Origin of the sequence: Vibrio lentus, assembly GCF_030409755.1 — a bacterium.
In the GTDB taxonomy this organism is placed as follows: Bacteria; Pseudomonadota; Gammaproteobacteria; order Enterobacterales; family Vibrionaceae; genus Vibrio; species Vibrio lentus.
On the sequence record NZ_JAUFQE010000001.1, the window covers coordinates 129915 to 146054 of the forward strand.

Sequence of the window (16140 nt, forward strand, 5' to 3'; positions counted from 1 at the left end):
CTATTTTCCCTTTCGGTAATCTCTAAAATACTCAATAAGCAGTTACACCTTATTGTTTTACTATTGAAGAGAGGGCTCATGGCTTGTAAACCACTTGCACTGATAATAACTGGACTATTATTAACGCCGAATTTTGCTAGCGCTAAGGTCGACATTTCGAAATCTGAAAGCGATCAAGCGGCAGAACAGGCCGCAAAGGAACTTGCAAACCCAAACACAGCTTACGCTAGCCTTAATTTAAAGCTCCAGTATTCAGGTGGTTACGATGGTGGAGGGGATGCTTTCGCGACTGTATTACAGCCGACATTGCCGTTTCCAATGGATAATGGCGACAAAGTCATCTTCCGCCCCGCTATCTCTTATGTTCAGAATGATTTCAATATGGATATGTCAACAAGTTCCCAACATATGGATCAGTCAGGCGTTACTGACATCTCATTTGATTTAGCTTATGCGCCTAAAATGGAAGGTGGGACTATTGTCGCTTTCGGTCTCTTTGCTTCTTTGCCAACGGGAAGTAATGACTTAACGGCTGATCAATTTGCTGTCGGGCCAGAGTTTATGGTCGGGAAGGCGAGTAGTGAGCGAGTTGTAGGTATGTTCCCAAACCACTTATATGGTGTTTCTGGAGACGGAGCCGACCATTCTGATACTCGAATCAACAAGACATCGACACAAGTTTTTTGGGTTGAGATCTTAGGAGGAGGTTGGACGATTGGCTCTGCGCCGACATTCTCATATGACTGGAATAAGGATCAGGCAGAAGTTCCACTAAATATAAGTGTCACTAAAACAACGGTGTTGAATGGACGTCCTTGGAAGTTCGGCATTGAAGCGAACTATTATATTGAGAAAGATGAAAAGACACGTCCGGATTTTATGTTGAGTTTTAATATCAGCCCTGTGGTGGAAAATAAGCTGGCGTCTTTGTTTGATTAATCTAAGAGTGGAAGAGTAGAAATGAAAAAGGCTGAACGATGATCGTTCAGCCTTTTGTGTTACTGCATTGAAGCGCTTTTATTAACCCGCAGCAGCCTGCATGATGAGACCACAGATGTAGGCGCCGTATGTGCCTAGAGCGTAACCAAGTACCGCCATTAGGATACCTACCGGAGCTAATGCTGGGTGGAATGCTGCAGCTACGATAGGAGCCGATGCTGCACCGCCAACGTTAGCTTGGCTACCGACAGCCATGAAGAACAGTGGTGCACGGATAAGCTTCGCCATCACAATCATTAGAATGGCATGGATAGTTAGCCATGTGATACCAATGAAGAAGTAGCCTGGGTTGTCTAAGATAGCCGTCACATCCATTTGCATACCGATGGTTGCAACTAGAATGTAGATAAACGCTGAACCTACCTTTGATGCGCCACTGTGCTCAAGACTGCGTGTTGATTTGAAGCATGAAGCGATGAGCGCGAACGTTGTCACCATTACGATTAACCAGAAGAAGCCTGATGTAAGGCTGTATTTCGCAAGTTCTGGAGCGTTGGTCGAGATCCAAGGTGCGATTAGGTCACTGAATAAGTGAGCTAGGCCGGTAAGACCAAACGCAATACCCGTGATCTTCATGAGATCAGTTGTGGTCGTTGGGCGAGCGTTCTCTTCTTGGTATTTAGAAACCGTCTCTTTTAGCTCTTCAATAGATGAAGTATCTGCTTTCAACCATGCATCAATCTTCTTCTGACGACCTGCCATGATAAGTAACACGGCCATCCAAATGTTCGCACAGATAACATCAACCGTAATCATTGCAGAGAATAATTGGTCATCAACCTCGAACACTTCTTTCATTGCTGCTTGGTTTGCACCGCCGCCAATCCAAGAACCTGCCACAGTTGTAAGGCCACGCCATACATCGCCAGATACAAGATCAGGATTAACTTGGTCGATGATTAGAATCGCTAAAGGCCCGCCAATGATAATGCCAACAGTACCAGTTAGGAACATGATGACGGCTTTAGAACCAAGGCCAAATATTTTACGAAGATCTGCTGAGATGATCAGAAGAACGAGTGCACTCGGTAATAGGTAGCGACTTGCAACGAAGTATAGCTTTGAGTTTGACGCATCGATGATACCGAAGCTGTTCAGCAATGAGGGAACAAAGTAACAGAGCAATAGACCCGGAACGAACGAGTAGAATTTTTTCAGTGCGCTATTTTGGCTACTTTCCGTGATAAAAACACCGCCAAGAATAACAGCTAACATGCCCATTATTACAGCATCATTAGTAATCATTATTATTATCTCCTTTAAGGTGAGCGCAACCGCCTCACTTTTTGAAGTGCAGGACTATACCGACAACTGGCATACGTTACAAATTGTAACGATAGACATACTTTGAAACGTTTGTGTTAATTTTTACGGTTTGAATTTGTGAATGCTGAGCGTTAACTATTGGTTCTGTGAATGTTTTGATGGCAGCTTGTGAGGCGAGTTTAGATATATGCAATGTAATTCAAGCCTTAGAGAGTGGTCGCTATAAATCGACTCGATGTTCGAATGGTTAGATGGAGTGCATATATAGCCATTTTTATAGTGTGGTTTATGCAAGGGTGGAATGTTTCAATAATGTAAAAAATGAATTCATTTTTGCTATGTGAGTAGAAATTAAAAATTATAGGTAGATCACATAAATGTTGTGGATTACCGATTCCAGCATCCGTTCTTCGTACAGATAGGGCACTTCGCGTGGGTTAGGCGAAGAAAAAGCGGCTTATAAGCCGCTTTTTGAATGGTTGCTTAACCTTGTATTTAGACTTGGTTAGGATTGTTCTTCCTCAAAGCCGTCGGCATAACCTTTTGGCGGTGGTGTCCAACCTCGTTCTGAACGTGAGTGCTTGTCTGAACGGTCCTTCTTCATGTCTTCTTTCATTGCTTCTTCAAGGTGAATGAAGATTTGTCGGTAGTTGTTGTCGTAGCGTGGGTTCTCTTCAGCGTCAGACCAAGCTTGGTAGAGTTTTTCAGACTTACGGCTCTCAACACGTTGATACGTTGATTTTTGCTGTTCAACGAAGAATGGGTGGTGCCCTAAAGAACGTAAGGCTTCTGCGCCCATTTCGAGTGCCGAGTGGTACGTTTCTGAGACTACAGAATCTGCACCAGCTTCTCGTAGGCGGTAACTGTGACCACGGTCGAATGCACGCGCTAAGATTTTCACATTAGGGTAGGTGTGTTTAACATACTTCACCAATTCAACGCTTGAGTCTTGGTTATCGATAGCGACGACAAGCATTGCCGCTTCTTCGATTCCTGCGGTATGCAATAAGTCATGACGAGTTGCATCACCAAAGTAAGATTTGATATTGATGGAGCGCAATAAATCGACTTGGTTAGCTTGGTGATCCAGAACCACAGTATTGACATCATTCGACACCAATAAGCGGTTAACAATCTGACCGAATCGGCCAATACCAGCAATGATCACCGTACCCTTCTCTTCGATAGTATCGGCTTCTCGGTCGTTAGACTTTTGCTCGTAACGAGGAAGTATCACTTTATCAAATAGAATGAATAAGCCTGGTGTCAGGAACATTGAAAGAGCAACAACCAGCGACAGAGTTTGGACTATATCAGCAGGCAATACGTGGTTTTGAGCCGAGAAGCTAAGTAGTACAAAACCGAATTCACCGGCTTGCGCCAAGCTCAACGTAAACAACCATCGGTCACTATTTTTGATTTTAAAGATCAGCGCCAATGTAAATAACACCAAGGCTTTAAGTAGCATAACGCCAAGAGTGAGGCCAATTATCAAACCAAAGTCGTTGAATAGAACATCAAAGTTGATGCCCGCACCGACAGTAATGAAAAACAAGCCAAGCAGAAGCCCTTTAAACGGGTCGATATTAGACTCAAGTTCGTGGCGGAATTCACTGTTCGCTAAAACCACACCCGCAAGGAAGGTACCTAAAGCGGGTGACAGGCCGACTAGGCTCATCAGTGCCGCAATACCAATCACCAACATCAGTGCGGTTGCAGTAAAGATTTCACGTAGGCCTGAGCTCGCAACAAAGCGGAACAGTGGACGACTCAAGAAGTGTCCGCCGACCACAACAATCGCAATCGATGCAGTGATCACTAGGCCATAAGCCCAGCCGGGTAGGCCAGCAACCAGACTCAACTCTTCATGGTGATCAGAAGCCGAAGCTACTGCGCTTTGTGCAGCTTCGATTAATTCTGGCAACGCCAATAGAGGGATAAACGCCAACATAGGGATGACGGCAATATCTTGAAACAGTAAGACCGAGAAAGCATTCTTGCCGCCTTCTGTCTTGGAGAGCCCTTTCTCATTAAAGGTTTGGAGAACAATCGCGGTAGATGACAGTGCGAAGATCAAACCGATAGTCAGCGCGATCGTCCAAGGTTGTCCAAAGAACAGGGCAATCCCCATTACAATCGCGGTAGTACCACCAACTTGTAGGCCGCCGAGCCCCATAAGGCGGTTTCTCATTGCCCAAAGCATCTTCGGCTCAAGCTCAAGCCCGACCAAGAACAGCATCATCACCACACCGAATTCGGCAAAGTGTTGAATGGTCGTGGTCTCTTCACCCACTAAGCCGATGATTGGGCCAATCACCACACCGGCAATCAGGTAACCAAGCACAGAGCCGAGGCCAAGCCTCTTGGCGATAGGGACGGCGATGACTGCCGCGAGCAAATAGATAAATGCTTGTAGAAAATATCCTGTCATGATCTAACCTCTGCTCATCATTTCATCGACGTAATGGTTTAGCTTTTCAGCCTTGCTTGCCTTTTTAAGGTCGACTTCGCCCGCAACAAAAGCCTCTAAAAGCGATTTGTAGCTATTTACGTGATCTTGAATTCGGCCTTCTTCTAACGCAGTCCGTGAACCAAACAAAGCCAATGGGGCCAAGTAGTTCATGCCGCACAAAGACGCCGTTTGTTCGATCGGGTGAAGCAGTTCACGGATGGTGAAGTGGTTATAACCGTCAGTTTGATAAGCCTCTTTTTTGCCGCCAGCGGTGATACTGCATAACAAGCTTTTGCCTTGCAGTTCATTACCGTCGGTGCCGTAAGCAAATCCGTATTCTAGGACGAGGTCTTGCCACTCTTTAAGAATCGCGGGTGTTGAGTACCAATATAGTGGGAATTGAAAAATGATGATGTCATGGTCCAACAGGCGTTTCTGTTCACGATCGATATTTATCTTGAAGGTCGGGTATTCAGCATAAAGATCGACACAAGTGACGCCTTCAATACGCTTGGCTTGCTCAAATAAGGGTTTGTTCGCTTCAGAGCGATGCTGAGAAGGGTGGGCGAATAGCACCAAGACTCGATTTTTCGACATATAGCCCTCTTTGTCCATTAACGAATAATATTTATTGGAATTATAGATATACAATAATAGAAGAATGGTTGAACAACAACGAATTAGCCCATACTTATCTAGTTAGAAGCGCGTGTTTTTAAGGACTTAATTATATAAAACACCCGTCAATTTGAGTATTTCCGGCACACGCAGCCGATGACTGAGTAAAACTAATTATTCGCTAATAATAAAAGCGAATAGGTGTACTTTATGTCACCGTTGAAGGCTAACGTAAATAATTCAATCACCCTACATAGAACGACAATGAATAAAGGAAAAGGTATGAGCACGAACTTGCGTCAACAATGTAATTTGCTGCTTTCTGGTCACTTCGATCCAACACCAGCCCAAACCTTCGCACAAATGGCTGAATGGTGCGAAACACATGATGTGGCGCACGACACCTACGGTGATGGCGAGTTTATCGAGAGCTTTGAAAATAAGGTCGCAGAGCTGCTTGGTTATGAAGCCGCCGTGTTTGTGATTACCGGCACCATGAACCAACCCACAGCATTAGAAATTGCCTGCCAAGAGAAAAGAAACCCAGTAGTAGCGATGCATGAATCCAGCCATATTATGCGCCATGAACGCCAAGGGTATCAGCTCCAGAACCGTTTCAATGTACTTCCGGTTGGTAATGTATTTCGCACTTGGAATGTCGATGACTTAAAGGCTTGGCCTGATGAGATTGCCGCGGCATTGTATGAACTACCGATGCGAGAGATTGGTGGTCAGCTGCCTGAGTGGGAAGAGCTTGAAGCAATAAAGCAGTACTGCAAAGAACAATCGATTCATCTGCATATGGATGGTGCTCGTTTGTGGGAGTGCGGCGCGTATTATCAAAAGCCATATAGCGAGATTGCTAAGGGGTTCGATACAGCTTATGTTTCGCTCTACAAAGGGTTAAACGGTCTTGGGGGGTCACTCCTACTAGGTGATAAGGCTTTCGTAGCAAAAGCTTCGGCATGGATGAAGCGTCAGGGCGGAAATGTTTATCATCGCACGCCTTACGTGGTTTCGGCAGCAATGCAGTTTGATCAACGGATTGAGTTGATGCCAGCATTGTATGAGCGTACCAAGCAAATCTATCAAATCTTACAAGATTACCCGCAGTTCAAAGTGAACCCGCAGCAACCCCAAGTAAACATGCTTCACCTCTATTTACCGGTGAGTTTTGAGGATGGCATTATCCTGCGCGACAATATAGCTAAGAAGCACAAGGTTTGGATAGGAAACCCAGCGATCAGCGAACTGCCAACCCAATGTAAGATTGAATGGTATGTGGGTGATAACTTACTAAACTTGCCAGATCATGAGCTGATCGACATTCTAGACTTTATTAACGAAGAGCTGATTTAATTAACTAAGAGTTGATTTGATCGTAGAAGAGTTGAATTGATTACAGCAGAAGTGAGTTAACTGAAATGAATACAGGAATTGTTTTCTGTATTCATTTTTACGCCGATAGGATGGCGGGGGCTCGTTACATGTATTGGTTGATGTACACGTCGACTAAAAACATGAATACAGGCACTGTGCTGAGAAGTCCGAAGAAGACGATTGGCACCCAGTTTTTCATTTTCTTTTTAGGTTGCTCAGTGTTGTTCATAAATTCGGCCTTAAATTAGTTGTTGTAGCTGTTTAGCTTTGTGATACTAAAAATCTACGAACATGGTATCAAATAAAATCGATGATCCCTATGCGGATTTGGCGTTTCGTGGTGTGTATCAATCACAGAAAATGTAGGCGATTCATAAGCGGTTCATAAAGACTCAATAATAATGAACCAATTAGAACAAGTATTGCCTTATTCGGCATATGAAATAAACAGCATTCAAAGATTTGGAGAAGACAACATGAGAACAATAGGAAACATCATTTGGTTTCTATTTGGTGGCGTATTTATGGGATTGGCATGGTGGTTCTTCGGACTGCTCGCATTCCTCACCATCGTTGGGATTCCATGGGGTAGAGCGTGTTTTGTAATGGGTAACTTCTCATTCTTCCCATTTGGTCAAGAAGCGATTTCACGTGATGAATTGACCAATGAAACTGACATCGGTACCAGCCCGCTTGGTCTGATTGGTAACATCATTTGGTTCTTATTTGCTGGAATCTGGTTGGCGATTGGTCACATCATGTCAGCAGTAGCGTGTTTCATTACTATCATCGGTATTCCGTTTGCGATTCAGCACCTTAAGCTCGCGGTTATCTCATTGGCGCCAATCGGTAAAACGGTCGTCGACAAGCGTGAAGCAGAAGCGGCACGAGTAAGAAACTACAAAGGTTAATATTACAGATTAAGCTTTATATAGAACTGAAAAAGCACATCACATGATGTGCTTTTTTGTGTCTCGTTTCCTATCTAACGATGCCCAAATCTCACAAACACTCACTAGATACTGTTCCACTAGACATTGTTGAACAAGACTTCAAGCCTAAGGGTGATGTTGGCTTCTTCGGTATGTTTTTCATAGGGCTCTCGTTCCCATTGATAGTGCGGAATCAATTCGTAGAACAACCACTCTTTCCAAACGTTTTCTCGGTAGGTTATCGACACTTGTGAATATTCGTAGTGGTTATATGGTTCGCTGGTTGCTGTGATAGTGGCGCTGTATTGCAGAGCTTGGTCTTGAGAAAGGTAGTGATACAAAGTTAGCCCCGTACCGTACTCCCAGCCTTTAAGATTGTCGTTATAACCTGCAAAGTTCGACCATCGTGCTAAAAAGTCATCACTCAAAGAAAGATCAAAATCGATATCGGTGATCTCTCCGGTTTCTTGCTTTTCTTGATACACACGTTGGGTCAACCTGAATACGGCATCGGTGGTGAGAGGGTAGGTAAAGCGATAACGAGCTTCAATACGTGGGCGCAGTGTCGCTTTAATGTTGAAGCTACTGTAACCCTTGGCATAAGCATCGTAACGTAGGCCGAGTGCGCTCTCTAATTCCTCTGAATCTTGTGGAAAGAAATCCAAGAACTCTTCATCGCCAACCGATTCATAGATTAACTTCAAGCGCTTACTGACAAAGGGCAAGTGCAAGCGTGCGTTGAGCTTGGTTGAGTAATCTACATCGCCACCTTCTGAATAGATAAAATCGTTGTACCAACGGACAGAAGTGCCCGCTCGAGCATCTTCGGTAATGCGGTCATCGACAAAGAAACTGTCAAACCATAATGCGGGTTGGCAAAATTTACTGTTCAGGTAGTGGTAGGCCTTTTCGACTGGGGCGTCTTCTAACGGTTGACTGTGACACTCATTTTGTTCCTCTGCTTGAGCGGAGTGGGCAACGAGTGAAGCTAATAATGAAGTGCTAACTATCCAACGACTCAATGGAACCTGTTTGTCATTCTATATATCAATAGTTTGACTATAACCAAGCGATCGCAACAATGCGACTTTTTAGTGGTGAGTCGCTATTGATTAGCGGCTCTTGGGAGTAGGGAAGAGAAATATTTGAAAGGGATTGGACAGATAAAAAACGGGCTCAGAAGGTGAGCCCGTTTGTGTTAGCTGTTTATTTTTAGCAAGAGCCGCATGTTTCTAGCTCGAATAACTTGTCGCTAGATTACATTGCCGCTTCGAAGATCGCTGAGATTTCTTCGTGAGTCGCTTGTTTAGGGTTAGTGAAACCACAAGCGTCTTTTAGTGCGTTGTCAGACAAAGTCGGGATGTCTTCTAGTTTAGCACCCAGTTGCGCGATACCCGTTGGGATGTTCACGTCATTTGCTAGTTGAACAATCGCATTGATAGCGGCTTCTGCGCCTTGCTCTGCAGTCATGCCTTCAACATTCACACCCATTGCTTTTGCAACATCACGTAGACGCTCTGGACAAACTTGCGCGTTGTAGCGTTGAACGTGTGGTAGCAAGATAGCGTTACATACACCGTGTGGAAGGTCGTAGAACCCACCCAATTGGTGCGCCATTGCATGAACATAGCCAAGAGAAGCGTTGTTGAATGCCATGCCAGCCATGAACTGTGCGTAAGCCATTTGCTCACGAGCTTCAATGTCTTCACCGTGTGCTACGGCTGTTCTAAGGTGTGCTTGCACAAGTTCAATTGCTTTAATCGCTACTGCGTCTGTGATTGGCGTTGCTGCGATAGAAACGTAAGCTTCGATTGCGTGTGTCAACGCATCCATGCCAGTTGCAGCCGTTAATGATGCAGGTTTAGCAAGCATCAACTCAGGATCGTTTACTGAGATAAGTGGTGTTGTGTGCTTATCAACGATAGCCATTTTAATGTGACGAGCTTCGTCAGTAATGATGCAGAAACGCGTCATTTCAGAAGCTGTACCAGCCGTGGTGTTGATAGCAATTAGAGGCATCATTGGCTTTTCAGACTGGTCAACGCCTTCGTAATCAGCAATCTTGCCGCCGTTAGAAGCAACTAACGCGATACCTTTTGCACAGTCGTGTGGAGAACCGCCACCCAGTGAAACAACGAAATCACAATCATTGTCAGTCAGTAATTCAAGACCATCGTTCACGTTCGTGATGGTTGGGTTTGGTTGAGTGCCGTCGAATACAACTGCGTCCACGCCGCGTTGGCTAAGTAGGTCTTGTACCTGTTTAACCACACCAATTTGGTTAAGGATCTTATCCGTTACGATCAGACCTTTTTTGAAGCCTTGAGACTGAATGCTATCAGCAGCATCTTTCAAACAGCCAGTACCCATGAAGTTGATTGTAGGGATGTAAAATGCAGTAGACATTGGAAAACTCCGTTAATTATGATTTTTTAATTTCCTACATGTTGTCGGCAATCAACTGGTCGACCATTGATCTGGAACAACTTTGATTCCGAACTACCACTTTGTGATTATGCGTTGTGATAGGGCTCATATAGCAATCGTTTTTATGGTTTTCTTATGTGTTTATTGTCAGTAATGGAAAGCGAACGATTGATTGATTTAAGAACAGAATGGCGTTCCATAGTCATGAAAAGTAAAGGCTATTCACTCAACGTCGGTTCAAGTTCAGTTTGTGTCGATGGTTTGCGTGAGTCATCGTTAGCTCCAATTTGTGGTTGTTGAGACTCATCGGTATCTAAGGCGTCAGAGGTGTCTTCTGGTTCTTCATCATAATACTTAACAAGGAATGGGGTGAGCATGACGGATGACGGTAAGAAGTGCTTCATGGTACCTCCCGGTACTTAAGTGTATTTCTTGTATGGTATTGGTTTAATATGTGACAAAATTTGCGATACATCATGACTTGTTGCTTGTTTTCTATAAATTCTTAGAACTATATTCAGGCTCACAAAAATGATAGTAGAATGCACATCTGGCCTTTGAGGCAATGAGAAAATAAATACAAGCACTGCTCAACCGCGCGAATAATAGGACATAAAATGAAGTACGATTGGATATTCTTTGATGCAGATGAAACCTTGTTCCACTTTGATGCTTTTCAAGGAATGAAGCTGATGTTCTCCCGTTTTGGCGTGGACTTTAGCGAACAGGATTATTCAGTTTATCAAGAGGTTAATTTGCCGTTATGGGTCGATTACCAAGATGGCCGTATTACAGCGGCACAACTGAAGCACGCGCGTTTTGAAAGCTGGGCAACAAAGTTAGAGACAACAACGGCAGCACTAAACAGTGCCTTTTTAGCCGCAATGGCAGACATCTGTTCTCTGCTTCCTGGTGCAAAAGAGTTGATGGAGTCGTTAAAAGGCAAAGTGAACATGGGCATTATCACCAATGGTTTCACAGAGCTGCAGTCAATCCGTTTGGAACGAACAGGAATGACAGACTACTTTGACCATGTGATCATTTCTGAGGAAGTCGGTGTCGCTAAACCAGACGCGGAAATTTTTGAACATGCACACAAGCTAATTGGATTGCCATCAAAGCAAAGAGTATTGATGGTCGGGGACAACCCACACTCTGATATTTTAGGTGGCTTGGATTTTGGTATTGAGACTTGTTGGTTGAATAGCCAAGAGAAAGCGACGCCAGCAGGAATTAACCCTCATTATCAGGTTAAGTCTCTGGCTGATCTACAAGCACTTTTGTTGGCATAACAGCTAATTGCTAATTACTAACTGCTTTTAGATTTTTGAGTAAATGATTGATAGCCGAGTACAGTTATGTGCTCGGCTACTTATTTTTACTTACTGCAACTTATCGATAGTGGTGTTTAAGCCTACCTTTGCTTAAGCTCGCTTTGATTACCTAATTACAATAAAAAGAAGGAAGAGGCGTGCTGAAATCTCATCGCCATAGCTGCTACGGCATTGCTGCCATTTTACTATGGAGCTGCTTAATTGCATTGTCTCGTAGTGTGTCAGAACAACTGGGCCCAATTGGTGGTGCTGCAAGTCTTTATACAGTGAGCTCACTGTTGTTAGTCTGTGTTATGGGTCTACCTAAACTGTCGCGCTTCTCTAAATCGTATTTGATGATCGGTGGTGCCTTATTCGTTTGCTACGAAATCTTCCTAGCTCTGGCTTTAGGAATGGCAAATAGCCGACATCAAGCCTTAGAGATGGCCGTTGTCAACTATCTATGGCCTGCACTAACGGTGTTGTTTGCGGTACTGTTGAGTGACAAAAAGATCAACTGGTTGGTTTATCCAAGTATCGTCTTGGCGTTCTTTGGCGTGGCTTGGAGTATCAGCGGCGATCAGGGGCTTTCTGTTGATCAAATCGCGGCTAATATTGCGACCAACCCTAAAACTTATTCGATGGCATTCTTCGGCGCGATTATTTGGGCGGTATATTGCAATTACACCCAACGCGTTGCTAAAGGGCAGAATGCGATTGTGCTTTTCTTTATCGCTACTGCGGTCACTCTGTGGATCAAATACGCATTGAGTGATGAAACCGGCATGGTGATGACTTCAAGTGCTGCGATTGACTTAGTGCTTGCTGGGGCTTGTATGGGGGCTGGTTACGCGCTTTGGAACACGGCGATTCTGGGGGGGAATATGGTGTTTCTTGCAACCATGTCTTACTTTACGCCAATCTTCGCGACCTTACTGTCTTCTATGATTCTAGGTTTGTCATTGAGCATGAGTTTTTGGCAGGGCGTTTGTATGGTGACGATTGGTTCACTGGCTTGCTGGTGGGTAACCAGAGACAAAAAGCCGACGGTTAAGGCGTCGGCTTCTGAAGAGGTTCAGTCTTGAGTGTTCAACTTAAGAGATAATGCTCTTAGCTCGCGATATTGAGGTTCAATTGAAGCTCATAAGGCATCTTAGATAGGCGTCGCTTAAGTTGGCGGCGCGTGCGTTCAATGTCATCGACCGCAATCGCTTGTTGGTCGTTGGTATGAATATCAACATTGATTCTTAATTCAGGACCAACCTTAGTCACACCCATTAGCTCCAAATCTTGATCCGCATCTTTGTCCACAGCGACAACATTCTTATCTACCGCGTCACAAATATCTTTGGTTGCCGACATCATTAGTAGTTCACGCATTGCTTCACGCAACATGTCGAACGGCACTTTGATGAAGTAGAAAGACATCAGCAACATCATCATTGGGTCGGCATATACCGCGTATTCAGCAAACGGAGAGTAAGCCACCAACCAAGCAACAACGAAACCGGCCGTAACTGCCACACTCAAAAGCGTATCCATTTGCCACTGTTTTGACTCAGCTTGAATCAAACCTGAAGAAATACGTTTGCTCTTGTTAGCGATGTACCACCAAGCGTAACCACAACCCAATACGTTGAAAATACCAAACAGAGTTGCGATAGAAGCATCGACTTCACGACCCCCTGTCATCAGAGCACCAATCGCAGAGTAAAGCGAATAACCGACCACAAGCAGAATCACAATCGCTTTAATCGCGATTACGATTGGCTCAATGATGGCTCGACCGAACGGGAACTCTCTGTCTGATGGGCGATTAATGTATTTCGAAGCAGCTAGTGACAATAAAGTTAACAGTAAACTGATAAGAGAATAGACACCGTCAAATACTATGACTAGAGAGCCAACGAGAAGACCCAACACCAATCCGCCAATTGCGAAGCCTGATGCTAAAAGGGCTGAGAACAATAGTACTCGGTTTTCGTTTTGGCTTTTCCTGTCACACATAATATTTTCCAGATGTTTTTGATAACTTCATTGTTCTAATATTGAGCTAGCTTTACAAACTTTATCTGATGACGTTTATATGTCGGTAACTCGTTTTATATTCAAGTTGTTACAATTCAATGGCTTAACGACAAATTCAGGTGTCAGTAAAGTTGACGATGACTGTTTTTCAGGAAATGTGAAACTGGTGTTAAATGGTTTATGATTAGTAAAACACATAGGTTGTGAAGGTCTCATAGCCTAGCTGTGTAAAGGATTAGGCTGTTAAGGTTACAGAAATCGCACTGAAACCTTATACCTTAAACTTCGGTTTGAACCTTGGGCGTAGAGCTGAGTTGAACTTGAAAAGGAATGGATGAAGATGAAATTTGATGATCTCAACGATAGTGAGTTGTGGGCGATTGCTAACCCGATCATGGACAATTTGATGGACGGTTCAACCAAGGTTGACCATGCTCAGCACTGCCGAGACTTTACTCAGCGCATGAAGGATATTGTGACACCTGAGTATCTGGAAAAGGTTTGTCATCATTATCAGCACAGTAATGGCTTTTTTGCTGAACGTGAGCCAGTTGCGCTATTCAGACGCTCCGATTCCATCGCCTTTGTTTGGAAACAAGCGTATTCCATTGCGAAAGGCGAGTTTGTGGCAGAAATGGTGCTGGTTGAAGAAGACGGACGTTATTTAGTGGATCACGTGATGGTCTTCTAAAGAGAGGGCTTTTTATTTGTTAGATGAATTTAAGTGTCGAGATAGAACATTATCTGACACTTTAGAAATCAAACAAGTAATCGCTGATCTGATCCGCTAACCAATTCATACCTGGGTGTTCCGCCATACCTGCCGCGGTAAACATACAGTAGTCTTCTTGAGTCAGGCCATAAGTGTGCTTGATCACAGCCAGTTCTTGTTCACGCAATAAATGGCGTATCAATGGCTCAGGCATTACGCCCCATGCATCTTCTCGTAGAATCGTATCCAACATAAAATCGAAACTAGAAAAACCAATGTATCGGCGAGAGAAGGGCTCAAGCTCAGGGTTATCTTTTTCATTAAGATAAACCATGGTCGCTTGCATCGAATTTCTTAGTACTTCATCCGACACTCTTCGCATCGCACTCAAATCATGCCCTTTCTTACATACTGACATCATTCGGATCTTGCCGAGTGGGTTGTAGATAATTCTTGGGTCGTCGACACGCTCGTAATCGACACCAAACGCAAAATCAACTTGCTGAGTTTCGACAAGATTAGCCAAGTCGCCACTAGACGCGAGAACGAAGTTGAAAGAAGTGGAAGGGTATTTGTTGTTTAGGGCGTGCGATAAACTTTGCCACATTTCATCGGGTAGGGAATCGTCGCGTGCGATCCAAATCTCTGCGTTGAATTCTCCCGAAACATGTAAGCAGGTTTGCTTAATGCGTGCTGCCGTTACCAACATGCCTTCGCAATCTTTGTAGATAGCTTTGCCTGCTTCAGACAGCTCGACATGGTTACCGCTTCGAACAAACAATTCGACATCTAACTCTTTTTCCAAGGCTTTGATCGACATGCTCAGTTTGGTTCGGTTGCATTCAAGCTGTCGAGCAGCTTCAGAGACGGATCCTAAATCAGCAACAGAACAAAAGGCTTGGACTTGAGAAAGGTTCATTTCATTTCCATATTGAGCGGGTGGCGGTGCATATTATCTGAATATTGTGCTGACTATCTTAGAAATAGTCCATCTTTGCATGATAACTCTATGACGAATTGACTAATTTGGTTTATTCTGGGGGCGTTCCGAACCTACAAGAAGTAAAGATGGAGGCCATGATGGCGAAACAATGGGACGAGTACGCACCTGATTGGGATAACGATCCCGCTACTGCTGTATTCGCACAGTCCGCATTTGACCAGTTAACACAGCTCGTTGATTTGAACGGAACCCGTGTCCTTGATTTTGGTTGTGGTACAGGATTACTCAGCCAGAAAATATCTCCTTTTGCAAAAGAGATCATCGCTCTCGATATCTCAGAAGGGATGATTGAAGAGTTAGATAAAAAAGAGCTGTCTAATGTAGAGCCTGTCGTTGATATCTTATCGCGCGGACTTGCAGCCCAACACCCAGCATTCAGAAATCAGTTTGACTTAGTGGTAGCTTCTTCGGTATGTGGTTTTATTCCGAACCTACAAGATACGGTCAGCCTAATTTATACTCTGTTAGAAAACGATGGGGTTTTTGTACACTGGGATTGGTACTTAGAAAACGACAGCGAAGATTTTGGGGTCAGCGAACAACGCTCCCAGAATGTATTGAGCGCAGCAGGTTTTTCGATTGTTGAAGTCTCAACACCGTTTTCAATCGACACCCCACAAGGTACTTTGAAGGTACTGATGGGTGTAGGCCGTAAACAAGTGGTTCCTCATCTATAGTTCACTTGTCTTTAGTTGACGTATCTGCAGTTGACGTATAGATAGCTGATCAGATAACCGCACTCACGCTTAATTGACTAAACCCACATCAACGATCTTTGGATCCGTTATGTGGGTTTTCTATTTATACATGCTGCGTTTTAAACTAAACGGTTCAATCAAAGGGCCTAACCTCTTCTGCTCACTCTTTCCCTTCCCACCATAAATTTTGCTCTACCGTTAATTTATAGTTTTCCCAACGACAATCATCGATAAACAACCATCGTTAACTTTCAAATGGCCAATTTACAAGCTATCTATTCACAAATTACCAAGTTACAAATAGTGTTTTCC

General features: G+C 44.0%; 16 protein-coding genes. 7 read left to right on the plus strand and 9 right to left on the minus strand.

Annotated elements, in window-relative coordinates:
• Positions 1–78: 78 nt before the first annotated feature.
• Positions 79–939, plus strand: a complete 861-nt coding sequence (locus QWZ07_RS00585) for a transporter (RefSeq protein WP_192853915.1) — start codon at positions 79–81, stop codon at positions 937–939.
• A gap of 81 nt (positions 940–1020) precedes the next feature.
• On the opposite strand, the gene QWZ07_RS00590 is transcribed toward QWZ07_RS00585, so the two are convergent.
• From QWZ07_RS00590 to QWZ07_RS00600, 3 genes are all read right to left on the minus strand, one after another.
• Complete coding sequence (locus QWZ07_RS00590; protein WP_017111839.1) at positions 1021–2244, minus strand: DUF819 family protein; 1224 nt, start codon at positions 2242–2244, stop codon at positions 1021–1023.
• Between the two features lie 526 nt (positions 2245–2770).
• Positions 2771–4696 (minus strand): monovalent cation:proton antiporter-2 (CPA2) family protein, encoded by a 1926-nt coding sequence (locus tag QWZ07_RS00595; RefSeq protein WP_065105423.1) that lies wholly within the window; start codon positions 4694–4696, stop codon positions 2771–2773.
• A gap of 3 nt (positions 4697–4699) precedes the next feature.
• Positions 4700–5314 carry an NAD(P)H-dependent oxidoreductase gene (locus QWZ07_RS00600; protein ID WP_009845593.1) on the minus strand — a complete coding sequence of 205 codons (615 nt, stop codon included), beginning with the start codon at positions 5312–5314 and terminating at the stop codon, positions 4700–4702.
• A 303-nt stretch (positions 5315–5617) separates the two neighbouring features.
• On the opposite strand from QWZ07_RS00600, the gene QWZ07_RS00605 reads away from it, so the two are divergent.
• The gene (locus tag QWZ07_RS00605; RefSeq protein WP_192853914.1) at positions 5618–6694 is read left to right on the plus strand and encodes a threonine aldolase family protein; all 1077 of its coding nucleotides are present in this window, start codon (positions 5618–5620) and stop codon (positions 6692–6694) included.
• Between the two features lie 124 nt (positions 6695–6818).
• Here QWZ07_RS00605 and QWZ07_RS00610 read toward each other — a convergent pair whose 3' ends face one another.
• Positions 6819–6944 (minus strand): hypothetical protein, encoded by a 126-nt coding sequence (locus QWZ07_RS00610; RefSeq protein WP_017060906.1) that lies wholly within the window; start codon positions 6942–6944, stop codon positions 6819–6821.
• 247 nt (positions 6945–7191) lie between these two features.
• On the opposite strand from QWZ07_RS00610, the gene QWZ07_RS00615 reads away from it, so the two are divergent.
• Positions 7192–7626: a YccF domain-containing protein gene (locus tag QWZ07_RS00615; protein WP_017111843.1), complete on the plus strand. Its 435-nt coding sequence runs from the start codon at positions 7192–7194 to the stop codon at positions 7624–7626.
• 119 nt (positions 7627–7745) lie between these two features.
• On the opposite strand, the gene QWZ07_RS00620 is transcribed toward QWZ07_RS00615, so the two are convergent.
• From QWZ07_RS00620 to QWZ07_RS00630, 3 genes are all read right to left on the minus strand, one after another.
• Entirely contained in the window at positions 7746–8669 is a 924-nt protein-coding gene (locus QWZ07_RS00620) for a hypothetical protein (protein WP_192853913.1), read from the minus strand.
• Positions 8670–8904: 235 nt separating this feature from the next.
• Entirely contained in the window at positions 8905–10053 is a 1149-nt protein-coding gene (gene yiaY, locus QWZ07_RS00625; protein ID WP_009845589.1) for an L-threonine dehydrogenase, read from the minus strand.
• 239 nt (positions 10054–10292) lie between these two features.
• Positions 10293–10478 carry a hypothetical protein gene (locus QWZ07_RS00630; protein WP_192853912.1) on the minus strand — a complete coding sequence of 62 codons (186 nt, stop codon included), beginning with the start codon at positions 10476–10478 and terminating at the stop codon, positions 10293–10295.
• 213 nt (positions 10479–10691) lie between these two features.
• Between QWZ07_RS00630 and yjjG the strand changes: the two genes are divergently transcribed.
• Together yjjG and yddG are read left to right on the plus strand one after the other, a co-directional pair.
• A complete protein-coding gene (yjjG, locus tag QWZ07_RS00635; protein ID WP_017098476.1) occupies positions 10692–11366 on the plus strand; it encodes a pyrimidine 5'-nucleotidase in 675 nt (224 codons plus the stop codon).
• Between the two features lie 179 nt (positions 11367–11545).
• Complete coding sequence (gene yddG, locus QWZ07_RS00640; protein ID WP_192853911.1) at positions 11546–12472, plus strand: aromatic amino acid DMT transporter YddG; 927 nt, start codon at positions 11546–11548, stop codon at positions 12470–12472.
• A gap of 25 nt (positions 12473–12497) precedes the next feature.
• Here yddG and QWZ07_RS00645 read toward each other — a convergent pair whose 3' ends face one another.
• Positions 12498–13394 (minus strand): cation diffusion facilitator family transporter, encoded by an 897-nt coding sequence (locus tag QWZ07_RS00645; RefSeq protein ID WP_065105429.1) that lies wholly within the window; start codon positions 13392–13394, stop codon positions 12498–12500.
• 361 nt (positions 13395–13755) lie between these two features.
• Here QWZ07_RS00645 and QWZ07_RS00650 point away from each other — a divergent pair, with 361 nt between their 5' ends.
• Positions 13756–14106, plus strand: a complete 351-nt coding sequence (locus tag QWZ07_RS00650; protein WP_192853910.1) for a hypothetical protein — start codon at positions 13756–13758, stop codon at positions 14104–14106.
• A 61-nt stretch (positions 14107–14167) separates the two neighbouring features.
• On the opposite strand, the gene QWZ07_RS00655 is transcribed toward QWZ07_RS00650, so the two are convergent.
• Entirely contained in the window at positions 14168–15046 is an 879-nt protein-coding gene (locus tag QWZ07_RS00655; RefSeq protein WP_009845583.1) for a LysR family transcriptional regulator, read from the minus strand.
• Positions 15047–15207: 161 nt separating this feature from the next.
• On the opposite strand from QWZ07_RS00655, the gene QWZ07_RS00660 reads away from it, so the two are divergent.
• Complete coding sequence (locus QWZ07_RS00660) at positions 15208–15807, plus strand: class I SAM-dependent DNA methyltransferase (RefSeq protein ID WP_009845582.1); 600 nt, start codon at positions 15208–15210, stop codon at positions 15805–15807.
• Positions 15808–16140: the final 333 nt, after the last annotated feature.

Bases quoted from the DNA above. Each gene is read 5' to 3' on its own strand.
- QWZ07_RS00585 (WP_192853915.1), top strand. From the start codon at position 79: ATGGCTTGTAAACCACTTGCACTGATAATAACTGGACTATTATTAACG.
- QWZ07_RS00590 (WP_017111839.1), bottom strand. From the start codon at position 2,244: ATGATTACTAATGATGCTGTAATAATGGGCATGTTAGCTGTTATTCTT.
- QWZ07_RS00595 (WP_065105423.1), bottom strand. From the start codon at position 4,696: ATGACAGGATATTTTCTACAAGCATTTATCTATTTGCTCGCGGCAGTC.
- QWZ07_RS00600 (WP_009845593.1), bottom strand. From the start codon at position 5,314: ATGTCGAAAAATCGAGTCTTGGTGCTATTCGCCCACCCTTCTCAGCAT.
- QWZ07_RS00605 (WP_192853914.1), top strand. From the start codon at position 5,618: ATGAGCACGAACTTGCGTCAACAATGTAATTTGCTGCTTTCTGGTCAC.
- QWZ07_RS00610 (WP_017060906.1), bottom strand. From the start codon at position 6,944: ATGAACAACACTGAGCAACCTAAAAAGAAAATGAAAAACTGGGTGCCA.
- QWZ07_RS00615 (WP_017111843.1), top strand. From the start codon at position 7,192: ATGAGAACAATAGGAAACATCATTTGGTTTCTATTTGGTGGCGTATTT.
- yiaY (WP_009845589.1), bottom strand. From the start codon at position 10,053: ATGTCTACTGCATTTTACATCCCTACAATCAACTTCATGGGTACTGGC.
- QWZ07_RS00630 (WP_192853912.1), bottom strand. From the start codon at position 10,478: ATGAAGCACTTCTTACCGTCATCCGTCATGCTCACCCCATTCCTTGTT.
- yjjG (WP_017098476.1), top strand. From the start codon at position 10,692: ATGAAGTACGATTGGATATTCTTTGATGCAGATGAAACCTTGTTCCAC.
- QWZ07_RS00645 (WP_065105429.1), bottom strand. From the start codon at position 13,394: ATGTGTGACAGGAAAAGCCAAAACGAAAACCGAGTACTATTGTTCTCA.
- QWZ07_RS00650 (WP_192853910.1), top strand. From the start codon at position 13,756: ATGAAATTTGATGATCTCAACGATAGTGAGTTGTGGGCGATTGCTAAC.
- QWZ07_RS00655 (WP_009845583.1), bottom strand. From the start codon at position 15,046: ATGAACCTTTCTCAAGTCCAAGCCTTTTGTTCTGTTGCTGATTTAGGA.
- QWZ07_RS00660 (WP_009845582.1), top strand. From the start codon at position 15,208: ATGGCGAAACAATGGGACGAGTACGCACCTGATTGGGATAACGATCCC.